Here is a 23,989-nt window from a genome sequence, read left to right on the forward strand (position 1 = left end):
CTCCGCGTCTGGAGGCCCACGTTGGGAGAGGCGAGCGTGGTCCGGCTGCGCGACCTCGCGTTCCGGCAGGACGGCTCCCAGTGGATCGTCGGCCGCCCGGACGGGGACGCGTTCGTCGCCGTGCCGTATGAGGGGATGCGGGCCATCAGGCTGCTGTCGGCGGGCGCCACGGTCGAGGAGACGGAACGGCGGCTGCGTGCCGAGACCGGCGCCGATCTCGACGTCCGCGGCTTCGTCCGCGCCCTGGGCGAGCTGGGTTTCCTGGACGAGCCCGGCGGGACGGCCGCCCCCGCCGCGCCGCCGACCTTTCCGCGGCTGCGCCCCCGGCACGTACGGTGGACGCTGCACCCGCTGGTCCACCTGCTGGTCGCCGGCCTGATCGCCGCCGGGATCGCGACGGCGGTCACGCGGTGGGAGACGCTGCCGGGCTGGCGCGACCTGCTGTGGAGCGAGCGCGGCACGCTCGTGCTCGCGTCGCAGATCGCCGTCGGCTGGATGCTGGTCTTCCTGCACGAGATGGCCCACCTGTCGACCGCCAGGGCCGCCGGGGTGCCGGGCAGGATCCGGCTCGGCACCCGGCTGCAGTTCCTGGCCGTCCAGACCGAGGTGTCCGGCGTGTGGCTGGCCGCGCGGCGCGTCCGACTGACGGTCTACCTCGCCGGGATGGCGACGGACGCGGCGGCCTGTTCGGCCGCGCTCCTCCTGACCGCCGTCCTGGGGCGCCATCCCGCGCTGTCGCTGGTCGCGCTGACCTCGCTCGGCATGCTGGCCACGCAGTTCCTCGTGTTCATGCGCACCGACGTCTACTTCCTGCTGCAGGACCTGAGCGGGTGCCGCAACATGTACGGCGACGCCGCCGCCTACGCCCGCCACCTGGCGCTGCGGCTGCTGCGCCGTCCCTCCCGCGACCCGCTCGCCGGGCTGCCGCAGCGGGAGCGCCGCGCCCTCAGGGCGTACGCGGTGCTGCTGGTCGCGGGCACCGCGGCCTGCCTTGGGGTGGCGTTCGCGGTGACGGCGCCCGCGACGCTGACGCTGCTGTGCAGGGCGGTAGGCGCGCTGGTCGCCCCCGCCGGCCCGCTCGCCGAACTGGACGCCGTGGCGGTGCTGCTGTCCGCGGCCGCGTTCCAGGTGCTCTGGGCGCGGGCGTGGTGGCGCAGGCACGGCCCGCGCGTACGGCGCGCCCTGTGCCTCAGACCGCGCCCGAGAACGGAACGAGCCGCCGATCAGGACTGCGCATAGGAGCCGGTGGTCAGCTCCTCGATCAGTCCGGGCCGCTCCGGAGCCCACCCGAACAGCCGGCGCGCCCGCGAGGCGTCCATCGGCGACGAACGGGTCAGCGCGTCGACGGCCGGCCCCATCGCGGCGACCGCCTGCTCCAGCGTCAGCGACACGGCCTGGGCGCCGGTCAGGCCGGCGACCGCCTCGGCGATCCGCCGGATCGGGGTCCGCTCGGCCGAGGCGGCGTTGACGACGGCCCCGGGCTCGCGGTGCTCCAGCGCGGCGACGTACAACGCCGCGAGGTCGTCGACGTGCACCGACGACCACTCGTTGGCGCCGTCGCCGATGTAGGGCACCATCCCGTTCTGCCGGCCGGCGCCGATGAGCCCCTGGAGCAGGCCCGACCCGCCGCGTCCGTAGACCAGCGCCGCCCGGATCACCGTGCCCGCCACGTGGCCGGCCGCCAGGACCTGCCGCTCGCCGAGGACCTTGTAGGGCTGCGGCGACGTCTCCGGGGTGACGGGGTGGTCCTCGTCCACCGTGGCGCCCTGCCGGTCCGGGTAGACCAGTCCCGTGCTGGTGTAGACGAACGCGCCACCGTCGTGCAGGCCGTCCAGCAGCGCCGCGAGGGTGTCGCGCTCGATCTCGCCCATGTCCGGATCGGCGTAGTCCACGGCGGTGTGGACCACGGCCTCGGCCGCCGCGGCGGCGCCGCGCAGGACGTCGAGGTCCCGCAGGCTTCCGGGCACCGCCTTGGCGCCCAGCCCTTCCACCCGCTCGCGCGCCTGGTCCGATCGGGCCAGGGCGACCACCTCGTGGCCGGCCCCGACGAGGTGCTCGGCCACCACTCCGCCGACATAGCCGCTCGCACCGGTGATGAAGATCCGCATGATCGTGTGCCTTCCGTGAGGTCGGATGACCGGGGCGCGTCCGTGTTCGCCGCCGGTCGGTGCCACCCCCACCGTCGCCCGGGGCCGTGCCGAACAGCCAGGGACCAGGAGTCCATGGCTATGCGGTCTGTGCAGCCGATTTCCGGCGTACGGTCACAGGCATGGACAAGCTTGGCCTGGCGAAGTTCCTGCGCGGCAAGCGTGAGCAGGTCAGTCCCGCCGACGTCGGCCTGCCGGAGGGACGCCGCCGCCGCACCCCCGGGCTGCGGCGCGAGGAGGTCGCCCAGCTCGCGTACGTCTCGGTGGACCACTACACGCGGCTGGAGCAGGCGCGGGGCCGGCACCCGTCACGGCGCGTGCTCGACGGGATCGCCCGCGCCCTGCGCCTGTCGGACCAGGAACGGGCCCACCTGTTCCACCTGGCCGGGGAGCGGGAGGAGAGCCGGTCCGCCGAACCCGTACGCGAGGTGCGGCCGAGCACGCTGAACCTGCTCAACCGGCTGACCGACGCCGCCGCCATCGTCGTGGACGACACCTGCGGTGTGCTGGCCTGGAACCCGCTGGCGGCGGCCCTGTTCGAGGACTTCTCCGCTCTGGCGGGCCAGGAGCGCAACGTCATCAGGCGTTACTTCCTGCACCCCGACCCCGAGCGGCGGCACTACGGCATGGGCAGCCCGGAGCGGTTCGTCGTCACGGCGGTCGGCTACCTGCGCGTCGCCGTCACCCGTTATCCCGACAGCCGTGAGCTGAGCAGCCTGATCGAGGAGCTGCTGGCCGGGAGCGAGGAGTTCGCCCGCCTCTGGAACTCCCAGCGGTTCCACATCGAGCGGCACCTGCGCCAGACCGTGCGGCACCCGCGCGTCGGGCCGATCGAGCTGGACTTCGACGTGCTGACCGTGCCCGACCAGGAGCAGCAGGTGGTCATCTTCACCGCCGAGCCCGGGTCGCCGGCCTACGAGTCCCTGCAGTTCCTCAAGGTCATCGGCGCCGAGCAGGTGTCCGCCGACGCCTGACGGGCGCCTGATGTAAAAGATTCTGTACACGAGGTCAAAGATTCGCTACCTTGGTGATGTCAAAGATTTTGTACATCACAAGGAGCCGATCATGACTCACATCGAAAAGCGCGCCTGGATCAGGCTGGTCGTCGCCGTGCTCGCCTACGCCGCGTACGTCGTGGCCGTACTCAGACGGGCGGATGGAGGCCCGTTACCCGACGTGCCGTACACCGCCGCCCTGCTGTGGACGGTCGGCGGGGCCATCGCCGCGTCGATCGTGGCCGAGATCGGGATGTCGATCGTCAACCCTCGGGCCTCGCGGGTCGTCGACGTCCGCGACAGGGAGATCGGGCGGCTCGGCGACCACACCGGTCAGGCGTTCGTCGTCATCGGCGCGCTCGCGGCGATGCTCATGGCCATGGCCGGATGGGATCGGTTCTGGATCGCGAACGTCGTCTACCTGTGCTTCGTGCTGTCGGCGGTCCTCAGCGGAATCACCAAGATCATCGTCTATCGCAGGAGCCTTCCGGAGTGGTGAAGCCCACACGCGTGACGAACCGCATCCGCGCGTTGCGGTTCGCCCACGACGAGATGACCCAGGCCGAACTCGCCGAGCGCATCGGCGTGACCAGGCAGACCCTGATCGCCATCGAACAGGGGCGATACTCGCCGTCTCTGGAGATGGCATTCCGGATCGCCCAGGTGTTCGGCGTTCCGCTCGACGACGTGTTCCAGTACCCCCCCGACCTCCCGGAAGGAACGCCATGAAAGCCATCGTCCAGGACGCGTACGGCCCGGCCGACGTGCTCCGCCTCCGCGACGTCGACCGCCCCGCGATCGGCGACGAGGAGGTGCTCGTCGAGGTCCGCGCCGCCGCCGTGGACCCCGGCGTGTGGGTCCTCATGACCGGCCGTCCGTATCTCATGCGCCTCGCGGGCTTCGGCATGCGGCGGCCCAAGGTCGCGGTCCGGGGCCGTGACGTGGCCGGGGTGGTGGCGGCCGTCGGCGCCCGCGTCACCCGGTTCCAGCCGGGTCAGGAGGTGTACGGCACCTGCGAGAGCGGCTCGTACGCCGAGTACGCGAGCGCACGGCAGAGCAGGCTCGCACCGAAGCCGGCGGGCCTCACGTTCGAGCAGGCCGCCGCGGTGCCCGTCTCGGGTATGACGGCGCTGCAGGCCGTCCGCGACGTCGCCCGCGTCCGGCCGGGACAGCGGGTGCTGGTCATCGGCGCGACGGGGGGCGTGGGGTCGTTCGCCGTGCAGATCGCCAAGGCGTACGGCGCGAGCGTCACCGGCGTGTGCTCGGCGGCGAAGGCCGGGCTCGTGCGGTCGCTCGGCGCCGACGACGTCATCGACTACGCCCGCGAGGAGATCGACCGCGACGGCGCACGCTACGACGTCGTCGTCGAGACCGCGGGAAACCGGCCGCTGTCCCTGCTGCGGCGCGCCCTGACCCCGCGCGGGACGCTGGTGATCGTCGGCGGCGGGCACACGGCATACCGCTTCACCGGGGGCATGGGACGCACGTTCCGGGCGCCGCTGCTGTCGATGTTCGTCGGTCAGCGGCTGCGCCCGGTGATGAGCCGGGAGCGGGCCGAGCACCTGGAGGAACTCACGCGGCTCGTCGAGTCGGGCGCCCTCGCCCCCGTGATCGACCGCGCCTATCCTCTGAGCGAAGCGCCCGACGCGATCCGCCGCCTCATCGACGGACACCCCGCCGGCAAGGTCGTCGTCACCGTGTGACCACCCTCAGGGAGTCAGGGGGATCCGGCGGGCGCGGACCGTCCGGTGGCTGATCCGCCAGCCGTGGTCGCCGCGCACCAGCGTGTCCTCGTAGGTCACACTGCCTGTGGTCCCGTCAGTGTTGACCCCGATGCCCTTCGACAGCGCTCGCGCCCGGCCGTCCGCCGCCTCGGTGACGACGATGTTGGTGACGTGATGGGCGACGGGGTTCGCCTCGCCCAGGGCGAGCGCGGCGTCGCGCAGCGCCGCAAGCCCCACGATCACCCCGCCGCCGAGATCGCTGACGTCGTAGACCACGCCGGACTCGAACACCTCGCGCAGGCCGTCGAAGTCGCCGCCGTCCGTGAGGTGGCCGTGCAGGTTGATCAGGTCCGCGATGGCCGTGTGGTCATCGGCAGTCAGGGTCATCGTCCTCCGCCGTTCCTCTAAGTGGGGAGTTCCCCGGTTCGAGCTGTTACCGTAAACGGGGAACTCCCCACATAGCAAGGGACCGGAGAGCAAGAAGAGAAGGGAGTGTGGATGACGCCGAGCAGTCCCGAGCCCGCACCGCGCGGCCGTACGCGCAGGGCGGACGCGTCACGCAACGCGGCGCTGCTGCTCGCCGCCGCACGCGAGCTCGTCACCGAGTCGGGACCCGAGGTCACGCTGGACGAGGTGGCGCGGCGAGCCGGCGTCGGCAACGCGACCCTGTATCGACACTTCCCCACCCGGGCCGACCTGCTCGTCGCCGTGTACGCGGACGAGGTGGCGGAGTTGTGCCGCCAGGGCGCCGACCTGCTGGCCGACCCGTCCCCGGCCGACGCGCTCTTCTCCTGGCTGGACGCGTTCGTCGTGCACGTCGCGACGAAGCGGCCACTCGCCCTCACGGCCACGGAAGGTCCCACCGGCCGTCGTAGCGCGTTGTTCGACCAGTGGCACAGGTCGATCCGCGCCACCGCGTCGGACCTGCTGGAACGCGCGCAGGACGCCGGTGCCGCACGACCCGGACTCACCGTGACCGACCTGCTGGCCCTCGCCGGCGGCGCGGCACTCACCGGAACCGACGTGGCCCACGCCCGGCGGCTCACCGCGCTCCTGCGCGACGGCCTGGCAACCGGCGGCTGAGGTTCGATCGCGGCTCAGGCGACCAGGTCGGGTCTGGCAAAAAGTGATATCACTTTGCTAGTGTCGTGCTAGACACTGAGGAGAAGACATGACAGACCTGCAGATCGCCGTCGACATGCCGGCCCCCCAGACCCACGAGCGGACGGCGCGAGCGGCCTCGGGGTGGCCGATGCTGGTCCTGGCCCTGATCGGCCTGCTGAGCCCCGCCGCGCTGATCGCGGTCGGAGCCGGCCTCGCGGCCGACGGCAGCGGCGGACCGGGAGTCGCCCTGATCGCCGCCGGGGTGCTGCTCTTCCTGGTGGCCCTCGTCGTCCTGACGGGGCTCACCGCGGTCGCTCCGGGTGAGGCGCGGGTGATCCAGCTGCTCGGCCGCTACGTGGGCACGGTCCGCACGCCCGGCCTCCGGTTCGTGGTGCCCTTCACGCAGAAGCGCCGGGTCTCGACCCGGATCCGCAACCACGAGACCGACGTCACCAAGGTCAACGACGCCGACGGCAACCCGATCGAGATGGCCGCCGTGGTGGTGTGGCAGGTCGAGGACACGGCGAAGGCCGTCTTCGAAGTCGACGACTTCGTGGAGTTCGTCGCCTTCCAGACCGAGACCGCGGTGCGTCACATCGCCGGCAGCTACCCGTACGACGGGCACGACGACACGCTGTCCCTGCGTCAGAACGCGGACGAGATCACCGGTCGCCTGTCGGCCGAGATCCAGGCCCGGGTGGCGTCGGCGGGCGTCAAGGTCATCGAGTCGCGCATCACCCGCCTCGCGTACGCTCCCGAGATCGCACAGGCGATGCTGCGCCGCCAGCAGGCCGGGGCGGTCGTCGCGGCCCGCCAGCGGATCGTGGAGGGCGCCGTCGGCATGGTCGAGGCCGCACTGGCCCGCCTGGACGAGCACGACGTGATCGAGCTCGACGAGGAGCGCAAGGCCACCATGGTCAGCAACCTGCTCGTCGTCCTGTGCGGCGACCGCGACGTGCAGCCCGTGGTGAACACCGGCTCCCTCTACCGCTGAGCTGTAGGCGACCGAGCAGATTGTGGCGACCGAAAGAAAGAGCATCCTGCTGCGGCTGGACCCCGCGGTGCACGACGCACTGGCCCGCTGGGCCGGCGACGAACTGCGCAGCACCAATGCTCAGATCGAGTTCCTGCTGCGCCGGGCGCTGTCGGAGGCGGGACGGCTCCCGGGCGACGCCGGCCGCATCCCCCGGCGCGGCCGGCCGGCCAAGAAGGAGACCCCGCCTCCGGAGGCTCCCGCCGCCGATCCACCCGTCGAATGAAAGGAGGGCAGTCGCGTGGACGTCCCCGGCTCCCTGACGGCTCAGCTCTACCTGCTGGCCTACGACCCGCGCAAGGAGCGGGTGGTGACGAACTACCGCTTCCCCTACCTGCTGCGCGCGGCCGCGCTCACCGACCTGCTGCTGACCGGCCGGATCACCGACGACGGCGGCAAGGTGCGCGTGGTGTCGGAGGACCGGCTCGCCGACCCGGTCCTCGACGGCCTGCTGCACCAGATCGCCCAGTCAGGGCCCCGGCCATGGCGGCACTGGATCAGCAAGGACGGCCGCGCGACGGTCCGGGCGGTCCGCGACGAACTCGAGACGGGACGCTGGGTCAGGGTCGAGCTGCGCCGGCCGTTCCTCGTCTTCAACAGGAGCCACGTCCGCGTACGCGACACGCGTGTGGTGAAACAACTCACGGCGCGGGTCGCCACCGCTCTCACCGGTCCGGTCTCCCGGGTCGAGGACCGGGAGGCCGCCCTTGTCGGCCTGGCCGCCGCGGGAGAGCTCGGGACGATCCTCCCGCGAGCCAGACGACGGGCACACAAGCAGCGCATCGCCCTGCTGTCCGAACGCGGCGGCCCGGCGGCCCCGGCCCTCCGCAAGGTCATCCAGCAGGCCCGCGCCGCGAGCGGCGGCTGACCTCAGGACAAACTCGTACGGCCCCCAGCCGCCGCCACCACCGGGCCCGTTCACCTGCCGCAGGTGCGGAGCATGTTGAGCAGGGCCACCTTCTCCGCACGGGTCACCAAGAGCCGGTAGTGGTGCTTCACGGTGATCCATGAGGTCGCGTAGCGGCACCAGAAGGCACGGCGCGGCGGACGCCAGCTCTGCGGTCCCTGGCCTCCTTTGGCCATGTTGACGGAGTGGCTCACCACGACCAACTCGGGACGGCTGAGGTCGTTGGCGAACGCGCGCCGCTTCGCCTGGCTCCATCTCTTGGCGCCGGAACGCCAGGCGTACGCCAGGGGAACGACGTGGTCGACGTCGACCTGCTTCACGCTCTTCAGCATCTTGCCGTCGTACGGGCTGTGCCACACACCCTTCACGGCCTGGCACGCCCCGTTCCTCCGTACGCCCCGGCCCTGGCGCACGAGAACCACCTCCCGCGCGTCGCACTCCCCCTTGTGGTGCGCCCAGCGCGGCTGGAACCGCCGATGGCTGTAACCGCGAAGCGACAACGGCTTGGCGACCTTCAGCTGCGCCAGCATGCGGCGGGCCGTCGCCCCGGCATCGGCCTGTCCACGGGCGTCGGCCGCGGCCTGCGGGGCGATCGCGACAGCGGTGATCGGGAGGACCACAAGGGACAGTACGGCGGCTCGAAGGGTGCGATTCATGGAGATCATGGTTCCAGCCATACCAGTCTTTCCCCATCGGCCGTGACGATATGCGACGGACGCACGACGATCCGCAGGCGGGAATGTCCGGCGATCTCGGGTGGTTCAAGGCGAAGGAAGTTGAAATTTCAATTAGGAGGGCGGCCATGCCCGCTGTCACCGCCGACACCCTGACGCTGCCACGCGTCGCCGCACCGGATCCCGCCGTCGCGGCACCACGCCCCGTTCGCTCGGTGACGACCGCGCCCAGCGGCTTCGAGGGTGAGGGCTTCCCCGTACGGCGCGCGTTCGCCGGAGTGCCGCAGTCGATGCTGGACCCGTTCATCCACATGGACCAGATGGGCGAGGTCGAGTACGCCCCCGGCGAGCCGAAGGGGACCCCGTGGCATCCGCACCGCGGCTTCGAGACCGTCACCTACATCGTCGACGGCGTCTTCGAGCACCAGGACTCCAACGGAGGCGGCGGCACCATCACCAACGGCGACACCCAGTGGATGACCGCCGGGGCCGGCCTGCTGCACATCGAGAAGCCGCCGGAGCACCTGGTGGTCTCGGGCGGGCTCTTCCACGGCATCCAGCTGTGGGTGAACCTTCCTCGCGCGCACAAGTTCCACCTGCCCCGCTACCAGGACATCCAGGGACGGGAGGCGGCGCTGCTCGCCTCCGCCGACGGCGGCGCGCTGCTCCGAGTGATCGCCGGGGAGCTGGACGGGTACGCCGGCCCGGGCGTCACGTTCACCCCGATCACGATGGTGCACGCGACCGTCAGCCCCGGTGCGCGGCTCGACCTGCCGTGGAACCCGGAGTTCAACGCCCTCGCCTACGTCCTGGCCGGGCAGGGCTCCGTGGGCGCCGAGCGGCGGCCGGTCCGCAAGGGGCAGCTGGCCGTCTTCGGCCCGGGTGGGTCGCTGACCCTCGCGGCGGACACCGTCCAGCCCCAGGCAGAGCCCAATCTGGAGGTGCTGCTGCTCGGCGGGCAGCCGATCCGCGAGCCGGTCGTGCACTACGGGCCGTTCGTGATGAACACCCGTGCCGAGATCGTCCAGGCGTTGGAGGACTACCAGGCGGGCCGTCTGGGCGTCATCCCCGCCGAGCGGGTTCCGCACGCCGACGGACCTTTGACCGCGACGGACTGACACGCCCGCAGAAAGGCCGGCCGGGGAGCGCGCCCACCCGCCGCCCGGCCGGCCTCAAGCGGCAGAGCCACGATCTCCGCCGGTCACTCCGTCCCGAGCCCCGCGCTGATCGTGCGCAGGGCTTCGAGGAGGTCACGGGCCGACGGAGCCTGCTCCGGATCGACGAGCCACTGGGCCGCCATCCCGCCGAGCAGTGCCTGGTAGAACGCGCCGACAGCCATCGCCTTGCGTTCGTCCGCGGCCGGATCCAGATGTTCGAAGATCGCCGCCAGGCCCAGCCTCGCCTGCCGGTTGGCGGTCGCGAACGCCTCGCGCAACTCGGGGAGCCGGTCCATCTGGGCGATGAGCTCGAACTGGATGGCCCACAGCGGTCTCAGCCTGACGAAGGACTCGATGATCCGCGTCCAGGTCGCCTCGAATCGCTGCGCGGGTGCGCCGTCGAGTGACGCGTCGGCGGCAAGAGTCTGCTCGATCTCCTTTCCCCATTCCTCCATCGCCTCGATGAGGGCCGCGTCGAGCAGGGCCTTCGTCGATCTGAAGTGATAGCCGATGGCGGCGAGGCTCGTGCCGGCGGCCGCCGCGATGTCACGCGCGGTGGTGCCGGAGTATCCCTTCTCCATCAGGCACCGCTTGGCGCCCGCGAGCAGATCTTCCCGGTTTCCCATGGCCAGAGCCTAGCCCATGTCAGAACAGATGTCTTGGACACTTGTGCTAGACGGATGATTGAGACGCTTGTACAGTTCACGGTATGGCGAACATCCTGATCTCCGGCGGAAGCGTCGCCGGCCTGACGCTGGCTTTCTGGCTCCGCGAGCACGGCTTCGCGGTGACCGTCGTCGAACGCGCGCCCTCGCTGCGGGACGGCGGCTACAAGATCGACATTCGTGGGGCGGCACTCGAGGTCGCCGCTCGCATGGGCCTGCTGGACGAGGTGCGGCGGCACAGCACGGACATGCGGGTCGCACGCTTCGTCGACGCGCGCGGCCGGCAGATCGGCACGATGAGCGCGCAGCTGTTCGGCGGCCGCGAGGGCGACGACGTCGAAATCATGCGCGGTGACCTCACCCGGCTCCTGCACGCGGCGACCGGAGACGGCGTCGAGTACGTCTTCGACGATTCCATCACCGCCCTGCGGGAGACCCCCGAAGGTGTCCAGGTCACCTTCGCGAACAGCACTCCGCGTACGTTCGACCTGGTGGTGGGCGCCGACGGCCTGCACTCCAATGTGCGCGCGCTGGCCTTCGGCGAGGAGTCCCGGTTCGTCCACGACCTCGGGCACCACATCTCGATCTTCACGGTGCCGAACCATCTCCGCCTGGACCGTACGGAGATGATGTATCCGGCACCGGGCAGAAGCACCGGGATGTACAGCACCGGGCGCGGCGACGACGCCAAGGCGATGTTCCTCTTCTCCTCGCCGCCCCTGGAGTACGACCGGCGGGACGCCGCCCAGCAGAAAAAGCTGCTCGCCGACCTCTTCTCCGGCCAGGGCTGGGAGGTTCCGCGCCTCCTCGACGCCATGGAGGACGCGCCGGACTTCTACCTGGACTCGATCAGTCAGGTGCGCATGGACCGCTGGTCGTCGGGCCGGGTGGCGCTCGTGGGCGACGCCGCCTACGCGGCCTCACCCGCGTCCGGCCAGGGCACCAGCCTGGCCCTGGTCGGCGCCTACGTTCTCGCGGGCTGCCTCGCGGAGGCGGCGGGAGACCACGCCGCGGGGTTCGCCGCCTACGAGCGCGAGATGCGGCACTTCGTGGAGGAGAACCAGAAGCTCGCCGCGAACAACCTCAAGGGCATGGTGCTGAAGTCCACGGCGCAGATCCGGTTCCAGATGTGGATGTTGCGGCTGATGCCGCATCTGCCGGGGAAGAACCGCATGATCGAGCGGGTCACCGAGCCCATCCGCAAGGCCGCGACCGCGATCACGATCAGGGATTACCGAAGGCCGGCTTCGTAGCCGTACACATCGTCATCCGCACGATCTGTCACGCGCAGCAGGACGCCTCGCCGAAGACCTTCGTCAGCCGCTCAGACCATGGCGGCGACCGGCGTTTCGGATCCGGCAACATTTCGGGGTTCTCCGGCATCTCACCCACCATGAGATTGCGCACGGCTCTCGCCACACTTCTCCTGACCGCCGTTCCCCTGATCGGACGACCCGCGGCCGCCGCCACGCCGGTCACGATCGCGTACGCCCAGCGGACGCAGACCTGGGAACTGGTGCTGACCGACGGAGACGTGGTGAAGGTACCGGAAGCGCTCGCCGTGGCGCCTCGCGACGCGGTCAACGCCGGGGCGCGTGCGGCGTTCCTCATCAGCGGGGACGGCCGGCACTTCTTCTACTTCCGCAAGTCCGACGGGCGGTTCACCGAGCGGACTCTGCACGGCGAGGAAAGAGCGATCCGGAACATCACGGTGGACACGACCGGCGAGGAGTGGCCGTCGGTGTCGGACGACGGCAGTTTTGTGATCACCGGAACCTCGGCGCCGGGGCTGGGAGCCCTCGTGGACCTGCGGAAAGGCAGGACGTTGCCGCTGCCCGGGGGGACGGATCAGTGGAGCTTCGCGGGCTTCAGCCCCGACAGCAAGCGGCTGCTGATGCAAGGGGCGCTGGAGGATCGGGTGACGGTGTTCGACCGAGGGCTGCGCACCCGGCTGCGGGCGAAGACGCGGCTGTCGCCGATCGCCCTGGCGAACGACTACGTGACGGCGGCGGCGACTGTCGGTTCGTGGCCCAAGTTCCGCAAGCTGCGCCTGCTCAACCTGCGGACCGGCAAGGCGAGCGGCACCGTGACCGTGGGGTTGCCCCGCGGGCAGTACATCGACGACCTCGACTTCGACAAGGCGGGACACCTGGTCGTCCGCTCGAAGACCAAGACGGGGGTGGCGGTCTACCGGGTCTCGAAGACGACCGGCAAGGCGACGCCGCTGCGAACGATGGTCAGGCCCGACGCGAAGGTCTGGGTGCTCCCCGGGGACGACGAATACGAGCCGTGGACGGAGAAGAAGTGAGTCCGGCCCTCGCCGCCGGCGACGTGTGAACGGCTCCCCTCCGTCAGACGTCGTACTGGTGAACGGAAGGGGGAGGCATCGTGCGTACCGTATTCGTCTCGGCCATGACGGCGCTCGGGCTGGCGTGCCTGCCGGCCATGGCGGCCTCAGGCGTGACCCACCAGGGCCGCCAGGCCGGGGAGATCGCGCCGGTGTGGCGGCTTACCAGGGTGAACACACTGCCCGGGGACGACGTCCTCAACGACGTGACGGTCCTCGGCAACGGGTCGGTGTGGGCGGCCGGTCACCGGGTCGTGAACGGCAGGCAGCGGGGCCTGGTCCAGTGGTTCGACGGCGGGTCGTGGAAGGTGATCCCCGGCAGCCCGCCGTACGAGCTGAAGGCCGTGACCGCCACCTCGAACAGGGACGTATGGGTCTTCGGCCCGGGGAAGGCCGCCCGGTGGAACGGCCGCGCGTGGACCACCGCCTCACTCGGCAGTGGCTTCTCCACGACGGACGCCGACGGAACGGGCGCGAAGGACATCTGGGCGGTCGCCGACTCCTCGGCCTCGGCCAGGCACTGGAACGGGTCCTCGTGGAAGAGCGTCCGGATGCCGGCCCGCGCCGCCGCCGTCGACGCGTACAAGGCCGGCGACGTCTGGGCGGCGGGGACCAAGGGCGACCGTCCCGCGATCATGCGGTGGAACGGAAGGGCCTGGGCGCTGGTGCCCACGCCCGCGGTCAAGCTTCCCGCCCCCGACGCCGCCGCGGTCCTCAACGACATCGCCGTCGTGGGCCCCGGCAACGTGTGGGCCGTCGGCGCCGTCAGCTGGGAAGGCGCCGACGACGAGGGTGACGACGTGACCTACAGCCGCACGCTGGTCATGCGCTGGAACGGCAGCTCATGGACCACCTCGATCGGCGCCGCCAACGCGCAGCCGTACACGGAGGTGGAGCCCGACGGCACGGGCGGCGTGTGGGTCGTGCAGGGCAACTGGAACTCCACTCTGTGGCACGTCACGGGTTCGGCGTGGCGGAGCACCCCGGTCCCCCGGAAGGCCGGCACCGACGCCGTCCTGTTCTCGATCGCGCGCAGGCCCGGGACGACGACGGTGTGGGGCGCGGGGTTCACCGTGCCGCAGGGCGACCCCGACGACCCCTCGGCCAACGGCACGTTCTGGCGTACGCGGTAACCGCCTGACGTCGCCCCGCCGTGAACCGGTGATGCGGCGGGTCACACCAACTGGTGCAGGGCGGCGATGACCTGCCGGCCGGTGGGCGTGGTGAAGTCGCGCACCATGTCGGCGGCGAAACCCGCCACGGAGGTCACCACGCCGCCCGCGGCCTCGATCTGCCGCAGGGCGGCGTCTTCGGTGCGGGCGGTGATGCCTCCGCAGGCGTCCACCAGGACCTGCACGTCGAGGCCATGCGTGAGCGCGTCGAGGGCGGTGCGCAGCACCACGATCTCGGTGGTCACCCCGCAGATCACCAGGGTGGGGCGGCCCGCGGACACGACGGCCTCACGCCAGGCGGCGTCGTCCCAGCAGGACGGTCCGGTGCGCACGTACGGCTCGCTGTCCGGCACCTCCTCGATCATCACGGGGCCGCCCGGGCGAGGCGCGACCGAGACGGTGAACGGGATGTCGAGGGCTGCGACGAGTCCGTTCAGGACCTTGACCGCGCGGCGGATGGAAGAGGCCGGGTTGGTGGCACCGGCGTCGACGATGCCGTCCTGGAGGTCGGCGAACACCACGTGGACGGAGGCGGGGTTCAACATCGTTCTGACTCCTAATCATTCATAGCTTGAATTATATGAGGACGGTAGCATTGAAGGCATGAACGGTGTCAAGCTGACCTCCACGCTGGCCTTCCGGCTCGGCACACTGGGGGCCGTGATGACCGAGCGGTTCTCGGCACGCCTGGCCGCCCACGGACTCAAGCCCAAGCACGTGGGGCTGCTGGCCCTGCTGGAGTCCGGAACGGCGACCTCTCAGCTCGACATCGCCAAGCTGATGAACGTGGCGCCCAGCCTGGTGGTGTCGCTCGCCGACCGCCTGGAGGAGCTCGGCGCCGTACGGCGGGAACGTGACCCCATGGACCGGCGCAGGCAGACGCTCGCGCTCACCGAAGAGGGCCGGGAGTTGCTGGCCACGTGCACCGCGGCGGCGGCCGAACTCGACACGGAACTGACCGACGGCCTCAGCCCCGAGGAGACGGAGGCACTGCGGATCGTTCTGGGCACGCTGGCCCGCCGCAACGGCCTGCCCGCCGACTAGAGGACCAGCGCCACCTCGCCGCCCGGCCGGCGCAGGTCATCCCTGCGAGCCGTTCGCGGCCTCTATGCGCGCGCCCTAGTGACCTGGTGACCCGGTGACCTGGTGACGCTTGACGAGTGTGACGAGCGCCACATCTTCTCCCTTACGACCACTGTGACCTGCCGTTTTGCGCTTTTGATCCTTTTTAGGTGATCCTTACCCTTTTGGTGCCCTTTGCAGCAATATGGGGCAACTTGGTAGTTTCCTTGCCCTACGACGGGGTCCACGTGACGCCGTCGTTACGAACCCGGCCCGGCCGTGTTCGAGAGACGACCATCCACTGTCACCGTCGCCACGTCCTCTCCGCCCCCCTGGGCGCCGGTGATGCCGAATCCGTGCAGCAAGGAGGCTCGGAACCGGGGAACCAATCGACCTTCGACGAAGGTCTGGGGTGAATCGGCGCGCCAGCGCCGTAGGGCGACTTCCCTGCCCGAATCCGTCAGCTAACCCGGTAGGCGCAAGCGGAAGACCCTAGGGAGAGATCCCCTGTTCACCAACTCCACCACTCTGCTCCGCATTGCCTGCGTCACTCTCGGTAGCGCGACGCTCACCGCCTCCGCAGGAGCACTGAGCGCACTCCCCGCGGCCGCCGCGACGGCGACGACAACGGCAACGGCGACGGCGACGGCGACAGCCCCGCCCTCGGCCCCGGCGGTCATCCCACCCGAGCCCCCCGCTACGGTGACCACCCCGTACAACGGCGAGGCCCCCGCGGCGTCCACGGCGGATGTCTCCGCGAACACGAAACTCACCAAGTCGGCCCGCCAGCAGGAGAAGGCCGAGCACGCCATCAAGGTGGCGAAGAAGCACCTCGGCGATCCGTACATATGGGGCGCTACGGGCCCACGGGCGTTCGACTGCTCGGGGCTGGTCCAGTTCGCCTGGCGCAAGGCCGGCGTCAAGCTGCCGCGCACGACGTGGTCGATGCTCGACGCCGTCAAGAAGAGGGTCTCCCTGGCGCATCTCAAGCCCGGCGACCTCATCTTCACCAGTGGCGGCGGCCACGTGGGCATGTACATGGGGCACAAGAAGGTGATCAGCGCCCCCCACAGCGGCGCGGTGGTCAGCGTCGACAAGCTCAACGGTTACTGGAGGAGCAGCTTCCTCGCCGCCGTACGCCCCGGCGTCTGACCCTGGGCCGTGAAGACATCCTCGCCGGAGATGCCCCGAGGCGTGCCGCCGTCCGGGGCATCTCCGCCGAGGGCCGACCAGGAGCCGGAGACTACGCGTCCTTCGCGATGAGGCGCTGGAGCAGGGCCAGCAGGGTCTCGCGGTCCCCGTCCGACAACGGGATGTAACACCTGGCGAGCACCTCGTCGGCGACCTTGTGCCCGGCTTCCAGGACTCGCTCCCCGGAAGGGGTGAGATGGTGCTCGATGCGCCGGCCGCGCCCGGGCCGGCGCTCGATCCACCCCTGGGCCACCAGCCGCCCGGCGAGGGTTCCGAAGGCCTGCTCGGTCTGGAAGGTCGCCGCGGCCAGCTCCCGGGCCGACGCGCCGGGAGAACGGCTCATCGCCCGGAGCGCGTCCCACTGGGCCAGCGTCGCGCCGATCGCCGAGAGCCCGCTCTCCAGGGCCCGGTGCTGCCGATACTGGGCCTGCTTCACCGCTCGTCCGAGTTCTTGCAGATCGCCATGCACGGCATGAGTCTAGTACGAGACTAAGGTAGTTTAAATAAACATCCTTAGTTATGCTGGGCCCATGAACACCATCCCGCTCTACGACGACCTGTCCCTCACGGTTTCGCAGGCCGGAACCGGCAGACCGGCCCTGATCCTGCACGGCGGCGGCGGCCCCGCAACCGTCGCCGGCCTCGCCCAGCACCTTCGCCGGACGACGCACACCATCACGCCGGTGCACCCCGGCTGGGACGGCACCCACCGCCCCTCATGGCTCACCGGCATAGACGACCTCGCCCTGGCCTACCTGCACTACCTGCATCGGCTCGGACTGCGCGACGTCCTCGTCGTCGGCTCCTCCCTCGGCGGCTGGACCGCCGCCGAGATGGCCGTACGCGACACCGCGGGGATCATCACCGGACTGGTGCTGATCGACGCCGTCGGCGTGCACATCCCCGGCCAGCCGATCCGCGACTTCTTCTCCCTCGACGCCCGCGGCGTCGCCGAGTACGCCTGGCACGACTCGCAGCGCTTCTACGCCGATCCGGCCGACGTTCCCGCCGACCAACTCGCGCGCCGGGCAGCCGACATGGCCACCATGCGCACGCTGGCCGGCGACCCCTACATGCACGACCCCAAACTGCTCCGCCGGCTGCGACACGTCGACGTACCCGCTCTCCTGCTGTGGGGGGAAAGCGACGGGATCGTCACCCCCGCTTACGGTGCCGCCTACGCCGACGCCTTCGGAAACGGCCGGCTGGAGGTGATTCCGGAGGCCGGCCATCTGCCGCACATCGAACAGCCGGCAGCCGCCTTCACCGCGATCGACGACTATCTGCGGGCAGCCGCGGCCCGGTGAGCGGCGGCGCACCTCGAAGCCGCACCTACGCTGCGCATCATGGAACTCCGGCAACTCAAATACTTCGTCGCGGTCGCCGAGGAGCTTCACTTCGGACGTGCGGCCGAGCGGCTGATGATCGTCCAGTCGGCGGTCAGCCAGCAGGTCGCACGGCTCGAGCGTGAGCTGAGGGTCGAGCTGTTCGACCGGTCGCCGCGGCATGTGCGGCTGACGGAGGCGGGTGAAGCGTTCCTGCCCGCCGCACGCGAGGTGCTGGACGCCGAACGCCGGGCGCTGACCACGATCGAGCGTTTCACGGACGGCCGGGAGACCGTGCTGCGTGTCGGCACCAGCAGGGGCATGGGGCAGCGGCTCGAGCGGGTACTCGAACGGCTGGTCGCGGGGACGCGGGTGGAGCTGCTGTCGGCCTCACCGGAAGAACGGCTGCGGCGAGTCGCCGACGGCCGGTTGGACGCCGCCTTCGTCCGCGGCGTCGTCACCGCGCCAGACGGCGTGCGGCTGATCCCTGTCTGGCAGGACCCGCTGCTGGTCGCCCTTCCCGCCCATCACCCGCCTGCCGAGGCGGCGGGCGATCCCGTCGCGGACGTGCCGTCCGCGGGGATCGACCTGGCCGAGCTGGCCGGGCTACCCCTGTACCTGGTCGGCCGCGAGGTCAATCCGCCGCTGGTCGCTCTGGTGCGCGAGGCATGCAGGGACGCCGGATTCGAGCCCGTTCCCGGGCCTCCGCACAGCTCGCTGCAGGACACGCTGGCCGCCCTGGGCGCGGGGATCGACGGATGGACAGTGATCTACGCCGCGGCGGCCGGGCAACTCCGAGGCGGGCGGGTCGCGTTCCTTCCCGTGCGCTCGCCCTACCCGTTGTCCCTTCCGACAGTGCTCGCCGTAGGCGGGACCACGCGGGCGCGCCCGCTGGTGGAGGCGTGCCGGGCGGTGGTGCGCGACGATCGCGAATCGTGATCGTGGCGTGCGCGAAGTGCTTCTCGTTCGAGCGGGTGCTTCCGTCGTGAACTGGGGTCATGCCAGTTGTCACCATTCAGCAGGGTCCACGAGACGCCGAATCCAGGCGAGAGCTGGTCGCCCGGATCACGGACGCCTTCGTGCACACGTACGACATCCCGGCCGACACGGTCCAGGCGGACCGGCCGACCCCGGCGGAGAATCGGCGATGACGGTTCTCCCGCCGGCGCGGCCGCACGCGGGGACCAAGTTCGCGGGAATCGCGGCGGGCAGCTTCATGATCGGGCTGGATGCGTCGGTCCTCAATGTGGCCCTGCCCGACATGCGACGGGAACTGCATGCCTCCGCGGCGTCGCTGCCCTGGACCGTGGACGCGTACACCGTCGTGCTGGCCGGTCTGCTGCTCGCGTCCGGCTCGATCGCCGACCGCTTCGGGCCGCGCCGCGTCTACCGGGTGGCGCTTGCCGGCTTCGCCCTCGCCTCACTGGTCTGTGCCGCGGCGCCGAGTGCGGGCGTGCTGATCGCGGGCCGGGCGCTGCTCGGCGCGCCGGCGGCCGGGCTGGTGCCGGCCTCGATGGCACTGCTCGCCGCCCTGTATCCGGACCCCGACCACCGGTCCAGGAAGATCGGCGCGCTCGTGTCGATCAGCGGACTGGGCATCGTGGGCGGTCCGGTTCTGGGCGGTGCGCTGGTGGCGGCCGGAGGCTGGCGGCTGGTGTTCCTGGTGAACCTGCCGGTGGCGGTGCTCACCCTGCTGGCCTCCGGTGGGCTGAGCGACCATCGCGGGGGTACGCCACGACCACTCGACCTGGCCGGGCTGCTCCTTTCCGTCGCCGGGCTCACCGCGCTGACGTTCGGACTGGTGGACGCGGGGACATCGGGCTGGGTTCGGCCACTGCCTCTCGGCGCGCTGACGGCCGCGGCGGTCGCGTTCGGGGTCTTCTCCGTGGTTCAGCGGCGAACCCGAGCGCCCGTCCTCCCGCCCGCCCTGACGGCGCTCGCCAGGGTGCGCACGGACCTGGCCGTCGCGGTGGTCTCCCAGCTCGTCTTCTACGGCCTGCTGTTCACCCTCACCCAGTGGATGGTGCGTGACGTCTCCCCGCTCCGGGCCGGGCTGTCCTTCCTCCCGATGACGGTGCCTGTGATCTTCATACCGATGGTCACCGGTCGGCTGGTCGTCCGCTTCGGCGCCCGCCCCGTGATGCTCGCGGGGTTGGTCCTGGATCTGCTGGGCGGCCTGCTGCTGACCATGGGAAGCACCTCGACCTGGGCGATCGTCGCGGTGCAGGTTCTCATCGGCGCCGGCAGCCCGCTCGCGATCCCCGCGTGCATCGCCGACATGTCCGCGGCCGTACCGCTCGAGCTGGCGGCGACCGGGCAGGGGGCGCTGAACGCGGCGCGCCAGGCGGGAACCGCGATCGGCGTGGCCGTCTTCGGCACGTTGAGCGCACTTTCGACCACGGGGATCGTGCTCGCCGCGTTCGCGGCGCTCACGGTCGCGGTGGTCTCCCTGAATCGGCTACCGCGACGTGCAGCACCGGGCCACCTCCGCGCGCGACTCACGCCGAATCCGCGGTAGCCGTACGACGCCTTGGGAGGGCACCGCCGGCAGGTAGGGCTGCGCTTCAGGCGACGACTGTGCCCGGCGCGGGCGGGACCCTGCGGGCGGAGGCCGCGAGCCGGTCCGCGAGCGCGGCGACAAGGCCGCGGAGCTCGTCCGGTCGCTCGATGACGAACGGCCGGTCGAGCGACGCGAGCACCGGAGGCAACCAGTCGAGCCGCTCCGCTCGCAACTCGACGCGGAGCCAGCCCTCGGTCTCGGGATCCGCGCCTTCCTCGGACGGGGACTCCTCCACGGTCGCGACGCCGGCGGGAAGCCGGACGCGGATCTGCTCGACCGTCCCCTGGATCCGCAGGACCACTTCGTGCCGATACCGAGCCTTGGCGAACCCTGACAGGACGTGCTGCGCCGGATCGAGCCCGGCGGGCGGCTCGAACGAACCGGGCAGGGTCCTCGCGTCCGCGATGCGATCCAGCCGGAAGGTTCGATCCTCGCCGATCGCGGGATCCGCACCGGTGACGTACCACCGGCCCGAATGAGCGACGAGTCCGTAAGGATGCAGCGTGCGTTCGCTGCGCCGGCCGTCTGCGGCGGTGTACCTGACCGAGATCGGCCGGCGATGGCGCACCGCATCGGCGACGGAGAGCAGGACCGCGGTGTCCGGGGCGGCGAACTCGCCGGGCGGAGCCGTGAAGGCGAGGGATTCGAGCACGGTGCCGAGCCTGTGGGCGAGCCGCTCGGGCAGGACCCGCCGGATCTTGGCCGCCGCCGTCTCACTCGCCGTGTCCGTCGTCGTCGTCAACCCTGCCCGGCGACCGGCGACCAGGCCGAGCAGCACGGCGAGCGCTTCGTCGTCGCTCAGCATGAGCGGAGGCATGCGATATCCGGGGGCGAGCCGATACCCCCCGTAGCGGCCGCGCACCGACTCGACGGGCACGTCGAGGTCGACCAGGTGGTCCACGTAACGCCGCACCGTGCGCTCGTCGACGCCGAGCCGGTCGGCGAGCTCGGCCATCGTCCGAATGCCACCCGACTGCAGGAGCTCCAGCAGCGTGAGAACGCGATGAGTAGGTCGAGCCACGTCACACAACCTAGTGACAATACTGGGCGGTTTCTGTCCGGTATCCGCCCTAGTGTGCCATCGGAGAACGACCCAACGACCCAGGGAGATCACCATGGACTTCGTATCGATCCGCATCATCACGGACGACGTGGCGCGCCTCGTGGACTTCTACGAGCGAGCCACGGGGGTGGAGGCCAGCCGGTTCAGCGAGGACTTCGCCGAGCTCAGGACGGCCTCCGCCACCCTCGCGATCGGCAGCACCCGCACCGTCACGCTCTTCGCCCCCGGCGCCGCCCGGCCGGCCGGCAACCGCAGCGTGATCATCGAGTTCCTCGTCGACGACGTGGACGGCGTGCATCAGAACCTGTCCGGCTTCGTCGAGGACTTCGTCAAGGAGCCCACCACGATGCCTTGGGGCAATCGGTCGCTCCTGTTGCGTGACCCCGACGGCAACCTCGTCAACTTCTTCACCCCTGTCAGCCCGGCCGCCATCGAGAAGTTCGCCCGCTGACGACACCGTTATCGCCCCGGCAGACGCCCGCGCTCTTTCCCCAGACCGTCTCCACCCGATCGCGGCGCGTGGCCGTCCCCGCGCCGCCCCGGGTCCTGAGGACGAAGTCATCGGCGCGGAAGTCGTCACGAAGGCGACCGGCGCGGGCGAGGGTGGCCATCGCCTCGAACCGGCGGCGGTGATCGCCGCGAGTAGCGCTTGCTTGTCGGCGAAGTGCCGATAGAGGGTGCCGACACCCAAACCGGCACTCGCGTCACCGGCGGCGCAAAGTCATCGACCATGTAATTTTCATCGCCGCGCCAATGGCAGCGGCGGCTTCTTCCCTGTTCAGAACCGAAGGAATGGACGGTCAGAGGCGAGGGGCTCTCGATGAGAACGCGAGATCCTTGACAGATCTCATGACTTCATATTTGCTCCGCCTCACCACCACCTCCAGTCGCCCGGCAGAGAGGAGCACTTGGTCGCCCCCGTCGCTGTTAGCGCTAACATGTCGTCGGCTCAATGCCGGGCGGAATTTGCCGGAATCGGCAGAGCCCGGTACAAGCGGCCTTCTATCTGGTATTCACCAGGTCGGAAGGCGCATTTCGAGATTCCGCCCCGTTCTCCATCAGGACCGCCGAGGAGAGAAGGCGGCCGGCGCCATGCCAACGCTGACGGACCTCTGAACTCACCTTGCTCTTCACGGCAGGGAAAAGGGCGAGCACGCGCACGCCGACGATGGTCGGCCGCCGCGCTCCTCCGGGTCGACTGACGGTGGGCTCACTTAGCGTTCGAATCCGTCCGGGGAGGCCGCTCGGCCGGCATGCACATGCCGACTGCGGGCGCCCCACCGGATAAAGGAAAAACCACTTGCTTCCCTATCGACGTATGTCGATTTTCGAACGGCAAAGGGAGTTGCGTTAAGTTGAGACAGAGATCCATCTTTACCGCTATCGCGGCCGCCGCGCTTCTCGTCCTGAGTACGGGACGCATGGCACTGAGCGACAGCCTCGGTGCGACCACGCCGTCCTCGGCCAGCGCCGTCGCGGCGGCGACCGCCGGATGCGGCAAGGCCCCGACGCTGAGAAGCGGTTCGCAGACGATCACGACCAGCGGCAAGAATCGCAGCTGGATCCTGAGGATTCCCGACAACTACGACAACAGCCACCCCTACCGGTTGATCTTCGCGTACCACTGGTTGAACGGCACCGCCCAGATCGTCGACTCGGGCGGATCGGACGGAGCCGTCTGGGCCTACTACGGACTCAAGCAGCTCTCGAACAACAGCACGATCTTCATCGCGCCCCAGGGCATCAACAACGGCTGGGGCAACACCAACGGTGAAGACCTGACCTTCACCGACGACGTGCTGAAGCTGGTCGAGGGCGATCTCTGTGTCGACACGACGCAGCGCTTCGCCATGGGGTGGAGCTACGGCGGCGCGATGAGCTTCGCGGTCGCGTGTGCCCGTCCGACGATCTTCCGTGCGGTCGCGGTCTACTCCGGCGCGCAGCTCAGCGGGTGCAACGGCGGCACTCAGCCCGTCGCCTACATGGGAATTCACGGCATCCACGACTCGGTGCTCAACATCTCCAACGGACGGTCGCTACGTGACAGGTTCGTCACGAACAACGGCTGCACCCCCATGACCCCGCGAGAGCCCACACAGGGGAGCCTGACGCACATCACCACCACCTACTCGGGGTGCCGGGCCGGATACCCGGTCGTCTGGGCCGCGTTCGACGGGGACCACACCCCCTCCCCGAACGACGGGTCCACCTCGACCAGCGGTGCCAGGACCTGGACCTCGGGAGAGGTGTGGAGGTTCTTCACCCAGTTCCAGTCGACGACGTCTCCTTCTCCTTCTCCCTCCCCGTCGTCGTCGCCCTCCGCGTCCCCGTCGTCGTCCCCGTCGGCGTCGCCTTCTCCGTCGCCGTCGCCGTCGCCCAGCGCCGGATCGGGCGCCTGCCGCGTCAGCGCCACCGTCAACGCCTGGAACAACGGCCTGACCGAGAACTTCACCATCACCAACACCGGCTCCTCGGCCGTCAACGGCTGGTCGCTGGTCTTCACCCTCCCCAGCGGACAGACCATCACCAACGGATGGAACGCCACCTACTCCCCCACCAGCGGACAGGTCACCGCGAAGAACGTCAGCTACAACGGCTCGCTGGCCCCTGGAGCCTCCACTGATATCGGCTTCCAGGCCACCCACACCGGCAACGCCGCCAAGCCCACCGCGTTCACCCTCAACGGAAGCCCCTGCACCGTCGCCTGATCGACAAGGATGACCGGGGGTGGCGCCCGACCGGGCTCCACCCCCGGGCCCTTTCCGGCGTACAAGACCCGCAACCGGGGCAAGCCGTCCCTTACCGCGGTCCAGTTCGCCAAGCATCAGAAGGAAGAGCCGCAGGGGGCTCCGCCCCCTGCCAC

General features: G+C 70.3%; 28 protein-coding genes, 1 pseudogene and 1 riboswitch. Of the genes and pseudogenes, 21 read left to right on the forward strand and 8 right to left on the reverse strand.

The window, feature by feature from the left end; all coding sequences use genetic code 11:
* The first annotated feature begins 21 nt into the window (after positions 1-21).
* Positions 22-1,239: a hypothetical protein gene (locus FH610_RS32325; protein ID WP_139579016.1), complete on the forward strand. Its 1,218-nt coding sequence runs from the start codon at positions 22-24 to the stop codon at positions 1,237-1,239.
* On the opposite strand, the gene FH610_RS32330 is transcribed toward FH610_RS32325, so the two are convergent.
* Complete coding sequence (locus FH610_RS32330; RefSeq protein ID WP_139579017.1) at positions 1,224-2,108, reverse strand: NAD-dependent epimerase/dehydratase family protein; 885 nt, start codon at positions 2,106-2,108, stop codon at positions 1,224-1,226. The genes FH610_RS32325 and FH610_RS32330 overlap by 16 nt on opposite strands.
* Before the next feature lie 161 nt (positions 2,109-2,269).
* Here FH610_RS32330 and FH610_RS32335 point away from each other — a divergent pair, with 161 nt between their 5' ends.
* The 4 genes from FH610_RS32335 (at position 2,270) to FH610_RS32350 (ending at position 4,845) form a co-directional block, all read left to right on the forward strand.
* On the forward strand, positions 2,270-3,121 hold the full coding sequence (locus FH610_RS32335; protein WP_139579018.1) for a helix-turn-helix transcriptional regulator: 852 nt from the start codon (positions 2,270-2,272) through the stop codon (positions 3,119-3,121).
* A gap of 91 nt (positions 3,122-3,212) precedes the next feature.
* Complete coding sequence (locus FH610_RS32340) at positions 3,213-3,641, forward strand: hypothetical protein (protein WP_139579019.1); 429 nt, start codon at positions 3,213-3,215, stop codon at positions 3,639-3,641.
* Entirely contained in the window at positions 3,635-3,871 is a 237-nt protein-coding gene (locus FH610_RS32345) for a helix-turn-helix transcriptional regulator (protein WP_139579020.1), read from the forward strand. The genes FH610_RS32340 and FH610_RS32345 overlap by 7 nt, the downstream gene beginning before the upstream one ends.
* Positions 3,868-4,845 carry an NAD(P)-dependent alcohol dehydrogenase gene (locus FH610_RS32350; RefSeq protein ID WP_139579021.1) on the forward strand — a complete coding sequence of 326 codons (978 nt, stop codon included), beginning with the start codon at positions 3,868-3,870 and terminating at the stop codon, positions 4,843-4,845. Before FH610_RS32345 ends, FH610_RS32350 begins: the two co-directional genes overlap by 4 nt.
* Before the next feature lie 6 nt (positions 4,846-4,851).
* On the opposite strand, the gene FH610_RS32355 is transcribed toward FH610_RS32350, so the two are convergent.
* The gene (locus FH610_RS32355; RefSeq protein ID WP_139579022.1) at positions 4,852-5,253 is read right to left on the reverse strand and encodes a nuclear transport factor 2 family protein; all 402 of its coding nucleotides are present in this window, start codon (positions 5,251-5,253) and stop codon (positions 4,852-4,854) included.
* Positions 5,254-5,364: 111 nt separating this feature from the next.
* Here FH610_RS32355 and FH610_RS32360 point away from each other — a divergent pair, with 111 nt between their 5' ends.
* The 4 genes from FH610_RS32360 (at position 5,365) to FH610_RS32375 (ending at position 7,871) form a co-directional block, all read left to right on the forward strand.
* The gene (locus tag FH610_RS32360) at positions 5,365-5,949 is read left to right on the forward strand and encodes a TetR/AcrR family transcriptional regulator (RefSeq protein WP_139579023.1); all 585 of its coding nucleotides are present in this window, start codon (positions 5,365-5,367) and stop codon (positions 5,947-5,949) included.
* Positions 5,950-6,037: 88 nt separating this feature from the next.
* On the forward strand, positions 6,038-6,964 hold the full coding sequence (locus tag FH610_RS32365; RefSeq protein ID WP_139579024.1) for an SPFH domain-containing protein: 927 nt from the start codon (positions 6,038-6,040) through the stop codon (positions 6,962-6,964).
* Between the two features lie 22 nt (positions 6,965-6,986).
* The gene (locus FH610_RS32370; RefSeq protein ID WP_139579025.1) at positions 6,987-7,229 is read left to right on the forward strand and encodes a type II toxin-antitoxin system antitoxin; all 243 of its coding nucleotides are present in this window, start codon (positions 6,987-6,989) and stop codon (positions 7,227-7,229) included.
* A gap of 15 nt (positions 7,230-7,244) precedes the next feature.
* Entirely contained in the window at positions 7,245-7,871 is a 627-nt protein-coding gene (locus FH610_RS32375) for a GOLPH3/VPS74 family protein (protein ID WP_139579026.1), read from the forward strand.
* Between the two features lie 50 nt (positions 7,872-7,921).
* Here the strand turns inward: FH610_RS32375 and FH610_RS32380 are convergent, their stop codons facing one another.
* Positions 7,922-8,566 (reverse strand): HNH endonuclease family protein, encoded by a 645-nt coding sequence (locus FH610_RS32380; protein ID WP_240809333.1) that lies wholly within the window; start codon positions 8,564-8,566, stop codon positions 7,922-7,924.
* A gap of 146 nt (positions 8,567-8,712) precedes the next feature.
* Between FH610_RS32380 and FH610_RS32385 the strand changes: the two genes are divergently transcribed.
* Positions 8,713-9,702 (forward strand): pirin family protein, encoded by a 990-nt coding sequence (locus tag FH610_RS32385; RefSeq protein ID WP_139579028.1) that lies wholly within the window; start codon positions 8,713-8,715, stop codon positions 9,700-9,702.
* Between the two features lie 83 nt (positions 9,703-9,785).
* On the opposite strand, the gene FH610_RS32390 is transcribed toward FH610_RS32385, so the two are convergent.
* Positions 9,786-10,367: a TetR family transcriptional regulator gene (locus tag FH610_RS32390; RefSeq protein ID WP_139579029.1), complete on the reverse strand. Its 582-nt coding sequence runs from the start codon at positions 10,365-10,367 to the stop codon at positions 9,786-9,788.
* Positions 10,368-10,450: 83 nt separating this feature from the next.
* Here FH610_RS32390 and FH610_RS32395 point away from each other — a divergent pair, with 83 nt between their 5' ends.
* The 3 genes from FH610_RS32395 to FH610_RS32405 all read left to right on the forward strand — a co-directional run bounded on the left by FH610_RS32395 (position 10,451) and on the right by FH610_RS32405 (position 13,886).
* Positions 10,451-11,659 carry an FAD-dependent monooxygenase gene (locus FH610_RS32395; protein ID WP_139579030.1) on the forward strand — a complete coding sequence of 403 codons (1,209 nt, stop codon included), beginning with the start codon at positions 10,451-10,453 and terminating at the stop codon, positions 11,657-11,659.
* Between the two features lie 140 nt (positions 11,660-11,799).
* Positions 11,800-12,714 (forward strand): WD40 repeat domain-containing protein, encoded by a 915-nt coding sequence (locus FH610_RS32400; RefSeq protein ID WP_139579031.1) that lies wholly within the window; start codon positions 11,800-11,802, stop codon positions 12,712-12,714.
* A gap of 80 nt (positions 12,715-12,794) precedes the next feature.
* A complete protein-coding gene (locus tag FH610_RS32405) occupies positions 12,795-13,886 on the forward strand; it encodes a hypothetical protein (RefSeq protein ID WP_139579032.1) in 1,092 nt (363 codons plus the stop codon).
* A gap of 41 nt (positions 13,887-13,927) precedes the next feature.
* Here the strand turns inward: FH610_RS32405 and FH610_RS32410 are convergent, their stop codons facing one another.
* Positions 13,928-14,470 (reverse strand): isochorismatase family protein, encoded by a 543-nt coding sequence (locus FH610_RS32410; RefSeq protein ID WP_205826223.1) that lies wholly within the window; start codon positions 14,468-14,470, stop codon positions 13,928-13,930.
* A 58-nt stretch (positions 14,471-14,528) separates the two neighbouring features.
* On the opposite strand from FH610_RS32410, the gene FH610_RS32415 reads away from it, so the two are divergent.
* Positions 14,529-14,969: a MarR family winged helix-turn-helix transcriptional regulator gene (locus tag FH610_RS32415; RefSeq protein WP_205826224.1), complete on the forward strand. Its 441-nt coding sequence runs from the start codon at positions 14,529-14,531 to the stop codon at positions 14,967-14,969.
* 354 nt (positions 14,970-15,323) lie between these two features.
* A riboswitch (cyclic di-AMP (ydaO/yuaA leader) is annotated at positions 15,324-15,481 on the forward strand.
* 208 nt (positions 15,482-15,689) lie between these two features.
* Entirely contained in the window at positions 15,690-16,139 is a 450-nt protein-coding gene (locus tag FH610_RS32420) for a C40 family peptidase (RefSeq protein WP_139579034.1), read from the forward strand.
* A gap of 91 nt (positions 16,140-16,230) precedes the next feature.
* Here FH610_RS32420 and FH610_RS32425 read toward each other — a convergent pair whose 3' ends face one another.
* Positions 16,231-16,647 carry a MarR family winged helix-turn-helix transcriptional regulator gene (locus tag FH610_RS32425; RefSeq protein ID WP_139579035.1) on the reverse strand — a complete coding sequence of 139 codons (417 nt, stop codon included), beginning with the start codon at positions 16,645-16,647 and terminating at the stop codon, positions 16,231-16,233.
* 61 nt (positions 16,648-16,708) lie between these two features.
* Between FH610_RS32425 and FH610_RS32430 the strand changes: the two genes are divergently transcribed.
* Genes FH610_RS32430 through FH610_RS32445 form a run of 4 tightly spaced genes read left to right on the forward strand, consistent with a single transcriptional unit; the run spans position 16,709 to position 20,021 of the window.
* Entirely contained in the window at positions 16,709-17,485 is a 777-nt protein-coding gene (locus tag FH610_RS32430; RefSeq protein WP_139579036.1) for an alpha/beta fold hydrolase, read from the forward strand.
* Between the two features lie 39 nt (positions 17,486-17,524).
* The gene (locus FH610_RS32435; protein ID WP_139579037.1) at positions 17,525-18,442 is read left to right on the forward strand and encodes a LysR family transcriptional regulator; all 918 of its coding nucleotides are present in this window, start codon (positions 17,525-17,527) and stop codon (positions 18,440-18,442) included.
* A gap of 59 nt (positions 18,443-18,501) precedes the next feature.
* The gene (locus tag FH610_RS32440; RefSeq protein ID WP_139579038.1) at positions 18,502-18,654 is read left to right on the forward strand and encodes a tautomerase family protein; all 153 of its coding nucleotides are present in this window, start codon (positions 18,502-18,504) and stop codon (positions 18,652-18,654) included.
* On the forward strand, positions 18,651-20,021 hold the full coding sequence (locus tag FH610_RS32445) for an MFS transporter (RefSeq protein WP_139579039.1): 1,371 nt from the start codon (positions 18,651-18,653) through the stop codon (positions 20,019-20,021). Before FH610_RS32440 ends, FH610_RS32445 begins: the two co-directional genes overlap by 4 nt.
* A 46-nt stretch (positions 20,022-20,067) precedes the next feature.
* On the opposite strand, the gene FH610_RS32450 is transcribed toward FH610_RS32445, so the two are convergent.
* Positions 20,068-21,084, reverse strand: a complete 1,017-nt coding sequence (locus FH610_RS32450) for a helix-turn-helix transcriptional regulator (RefSeq protein ID WP_139579040.1) — start codon at positions 21,082-21,084, stop codon at positions 20,068-20,070.
* Between the two features lie 94 nt (positions 21,085-21,178).
* On the opposite strand from FH610_RS32450, the gene FH610_RS32455 reads away from it, so the two are divergent.
* Entirely contained in the window at positions 21,179-21,577 is a 399-nt protein-coding gene (locus FH610_RS32455; RefSeq protein WP_139579041.1) for a VOC family protein, read from the forward strand.
* Between the two features lie 186 nt (positions 21,578-21,763).
* Here FH610_RS32455 and FH610_RS45745 read toward each other — a convergent pair.
* Positions 21,764-21,820, reverse strand: a pseudogene (locus FH610_RS45745) (TetR family transcriptional regulator); the annotation flags it as partial.
* Positions 21,821-22,547: 727 nt separating this feature from the next.
* Here FH610_RS45745 and FH610_RS32465 point away from each other — a divergent pair.
* Positions 22,548-23,834, forward strand: a complete 1,287-nt coding sequence (locus FH610_RS32465; RefSeq protein WP_139579042.1) for a CE1 family esterase — start codon at positions 22,548-22,550, stop codon at positions 23,832-23,834.
* Positions 23,835-23,989 lie beyond the last annotated feature (155 nt).

The sequence above is a fragment of the Microbispora catharanthi genome (genome assembly GCF_006334915.2).
GTDB classification, from domain to species: Bacteria; Actinomycetota; Actinomycetes; order Streptosporangiales; family Streptosporangiaceae; genus Microbispora; species Microbispora catharanthi.

Bases quoted from the DNA above. Each gene is read 5' to 3' on its own strand.
- FH610_RS32455 (WP_139579041.1), top strand. From the start codon at position 21,179: ATGGACTTCGTATCGATCCGCATCATCACGGACGACGTGGCGCGCCTC.
- FH610_RS32430 (WP_139579036.1), top strand. From the start codon at position 16,709: ATGAACACCATCCCGCTCTACGACGACCTGTCCCTCACGGTTTCGCAG.
- FH610_RS32365 (WP_139579024.1), top strand. From the start codon at position 6,038: ATGACAGACCTGCAGATCGCCGTCGACATGCCGGCCCCCCAGACCCAC.
- FH610_RS32415 (WP_205826224.1), top strand. From the start codon at position 14,529: ATGAACGGTGTCAAGCTGACCTCCACGCTGGCCTTCCGGCTCGGCACA.
- FH610_RS32445 (WP_139579039.1), top strand. From the start codon at position 18,651: ATGACGGTTCTCCCGCCGGCGCGGCCGCACGCGGGGACCAAGTTCGCG.
- FH610_RS32400 (WP_139579031.1), top strand. From the start codon at position 11,800: ATGAGATTGCGCACGGCTCTCGCCACACTTCTCCTGACCGCCGTTCCC.
- FH610_RS32410 (WP_205826223.1), bottom strand. From the start codon at position 14,470: ATGTTGAACCCCGCCTCCGTCCACGTGGTGTTCGCCGACCTCCAGGAC.
- FH610_RS32335 (WP_139579018.1), top strand. From the start codon at position 2,270: ATGGACAAGCTTGGCCTGGCGAAGTTCCTGCGCGGCAAGCGTGAGCAG.
- FH610_RS32440 (WP_139579038.1), top strand. From the start codon at position 18,502: ATGCCAGTTGTCACCATTCAGCAGGGTCCACGAGACGCCGAATCCAGG.
- FH610_RS32355 (WP_139579022.1), bottom strand. From the start codon at position 5,253: ATGACCCTGACTGCCGATGACCACACGGCCATCGCGGACCTGATCAAC.
- FH610_RS32395 (WP_139579030.1), top strand. From the start codon at position 10,451: ATGGCGAACATCCTGATCTCCGGCGGAAGCGTCGCCGGCCTGACGCTG.
- FH610_RS32330 (WP_139579017.1), bottom strand. From the start codon at position 2,108: ATGCGGATCTTCATCACCGGTGCGAGCGGCTATGTCGGCGGAGTGGTG.
- FH610_RS32350 (WP_139579021.1), top strand. From the start codon at position 3,868: ATGAAAGCCATCGTCCAGGACGCGTACGGCCCGGCCGACGTGCTCCGC.
- FH610_RS32385 (WP_139579028.1), top strand. From the start codon at position 8,713: ATGCCCGCTGTCACCGCCGACACCCTGACGCTGCCACGCGTCGCCGCA.
- FH610_RS32465 (WP_139579042.1), top strand. From the start codon at position 22,548: ATGGCACTGAGCGACAGCCTCGGTGCGACCACGCCGTCCTCGGCCAGC.
- FH610_RS32435 (WP_139579037.1), top strand. From the start codon at position 17,525: ATGGAACTCCGGCAACTCAAATACTTCGTCGCGGTCGCCGAGGAGCTT.
- FH610_RS32360 (WP_139579023.1), top strand. From the start codon at position 5,365: ATGACGCCGAGCAGTCCCGAGCCCGCACCGCGCGGCCGTACGCGCAGG.
- FH610_RS32340 (WP_139579019.1), top strand. From the start codon at position 3,213: ATGACTCACATCGAAAAGCGCGCCTGGATCAGGCTGGTCGTCGCCGTG.
- FH610_RS32390 (WP_139579029.1), bottom strand. From the start codon at position 10,367: ATGGGAAACCGGGAAGATCTGCTCGCGGGCGCCAAGCGGTGCCTGATG.
- FH610_RS32380 (WP_240809333.1), bottom strand. From the start codon at position 8,566: ATGAATCGCACCCTTCGAGCCGCCGTACTGTCCCTTGTGGTCCTCCCG.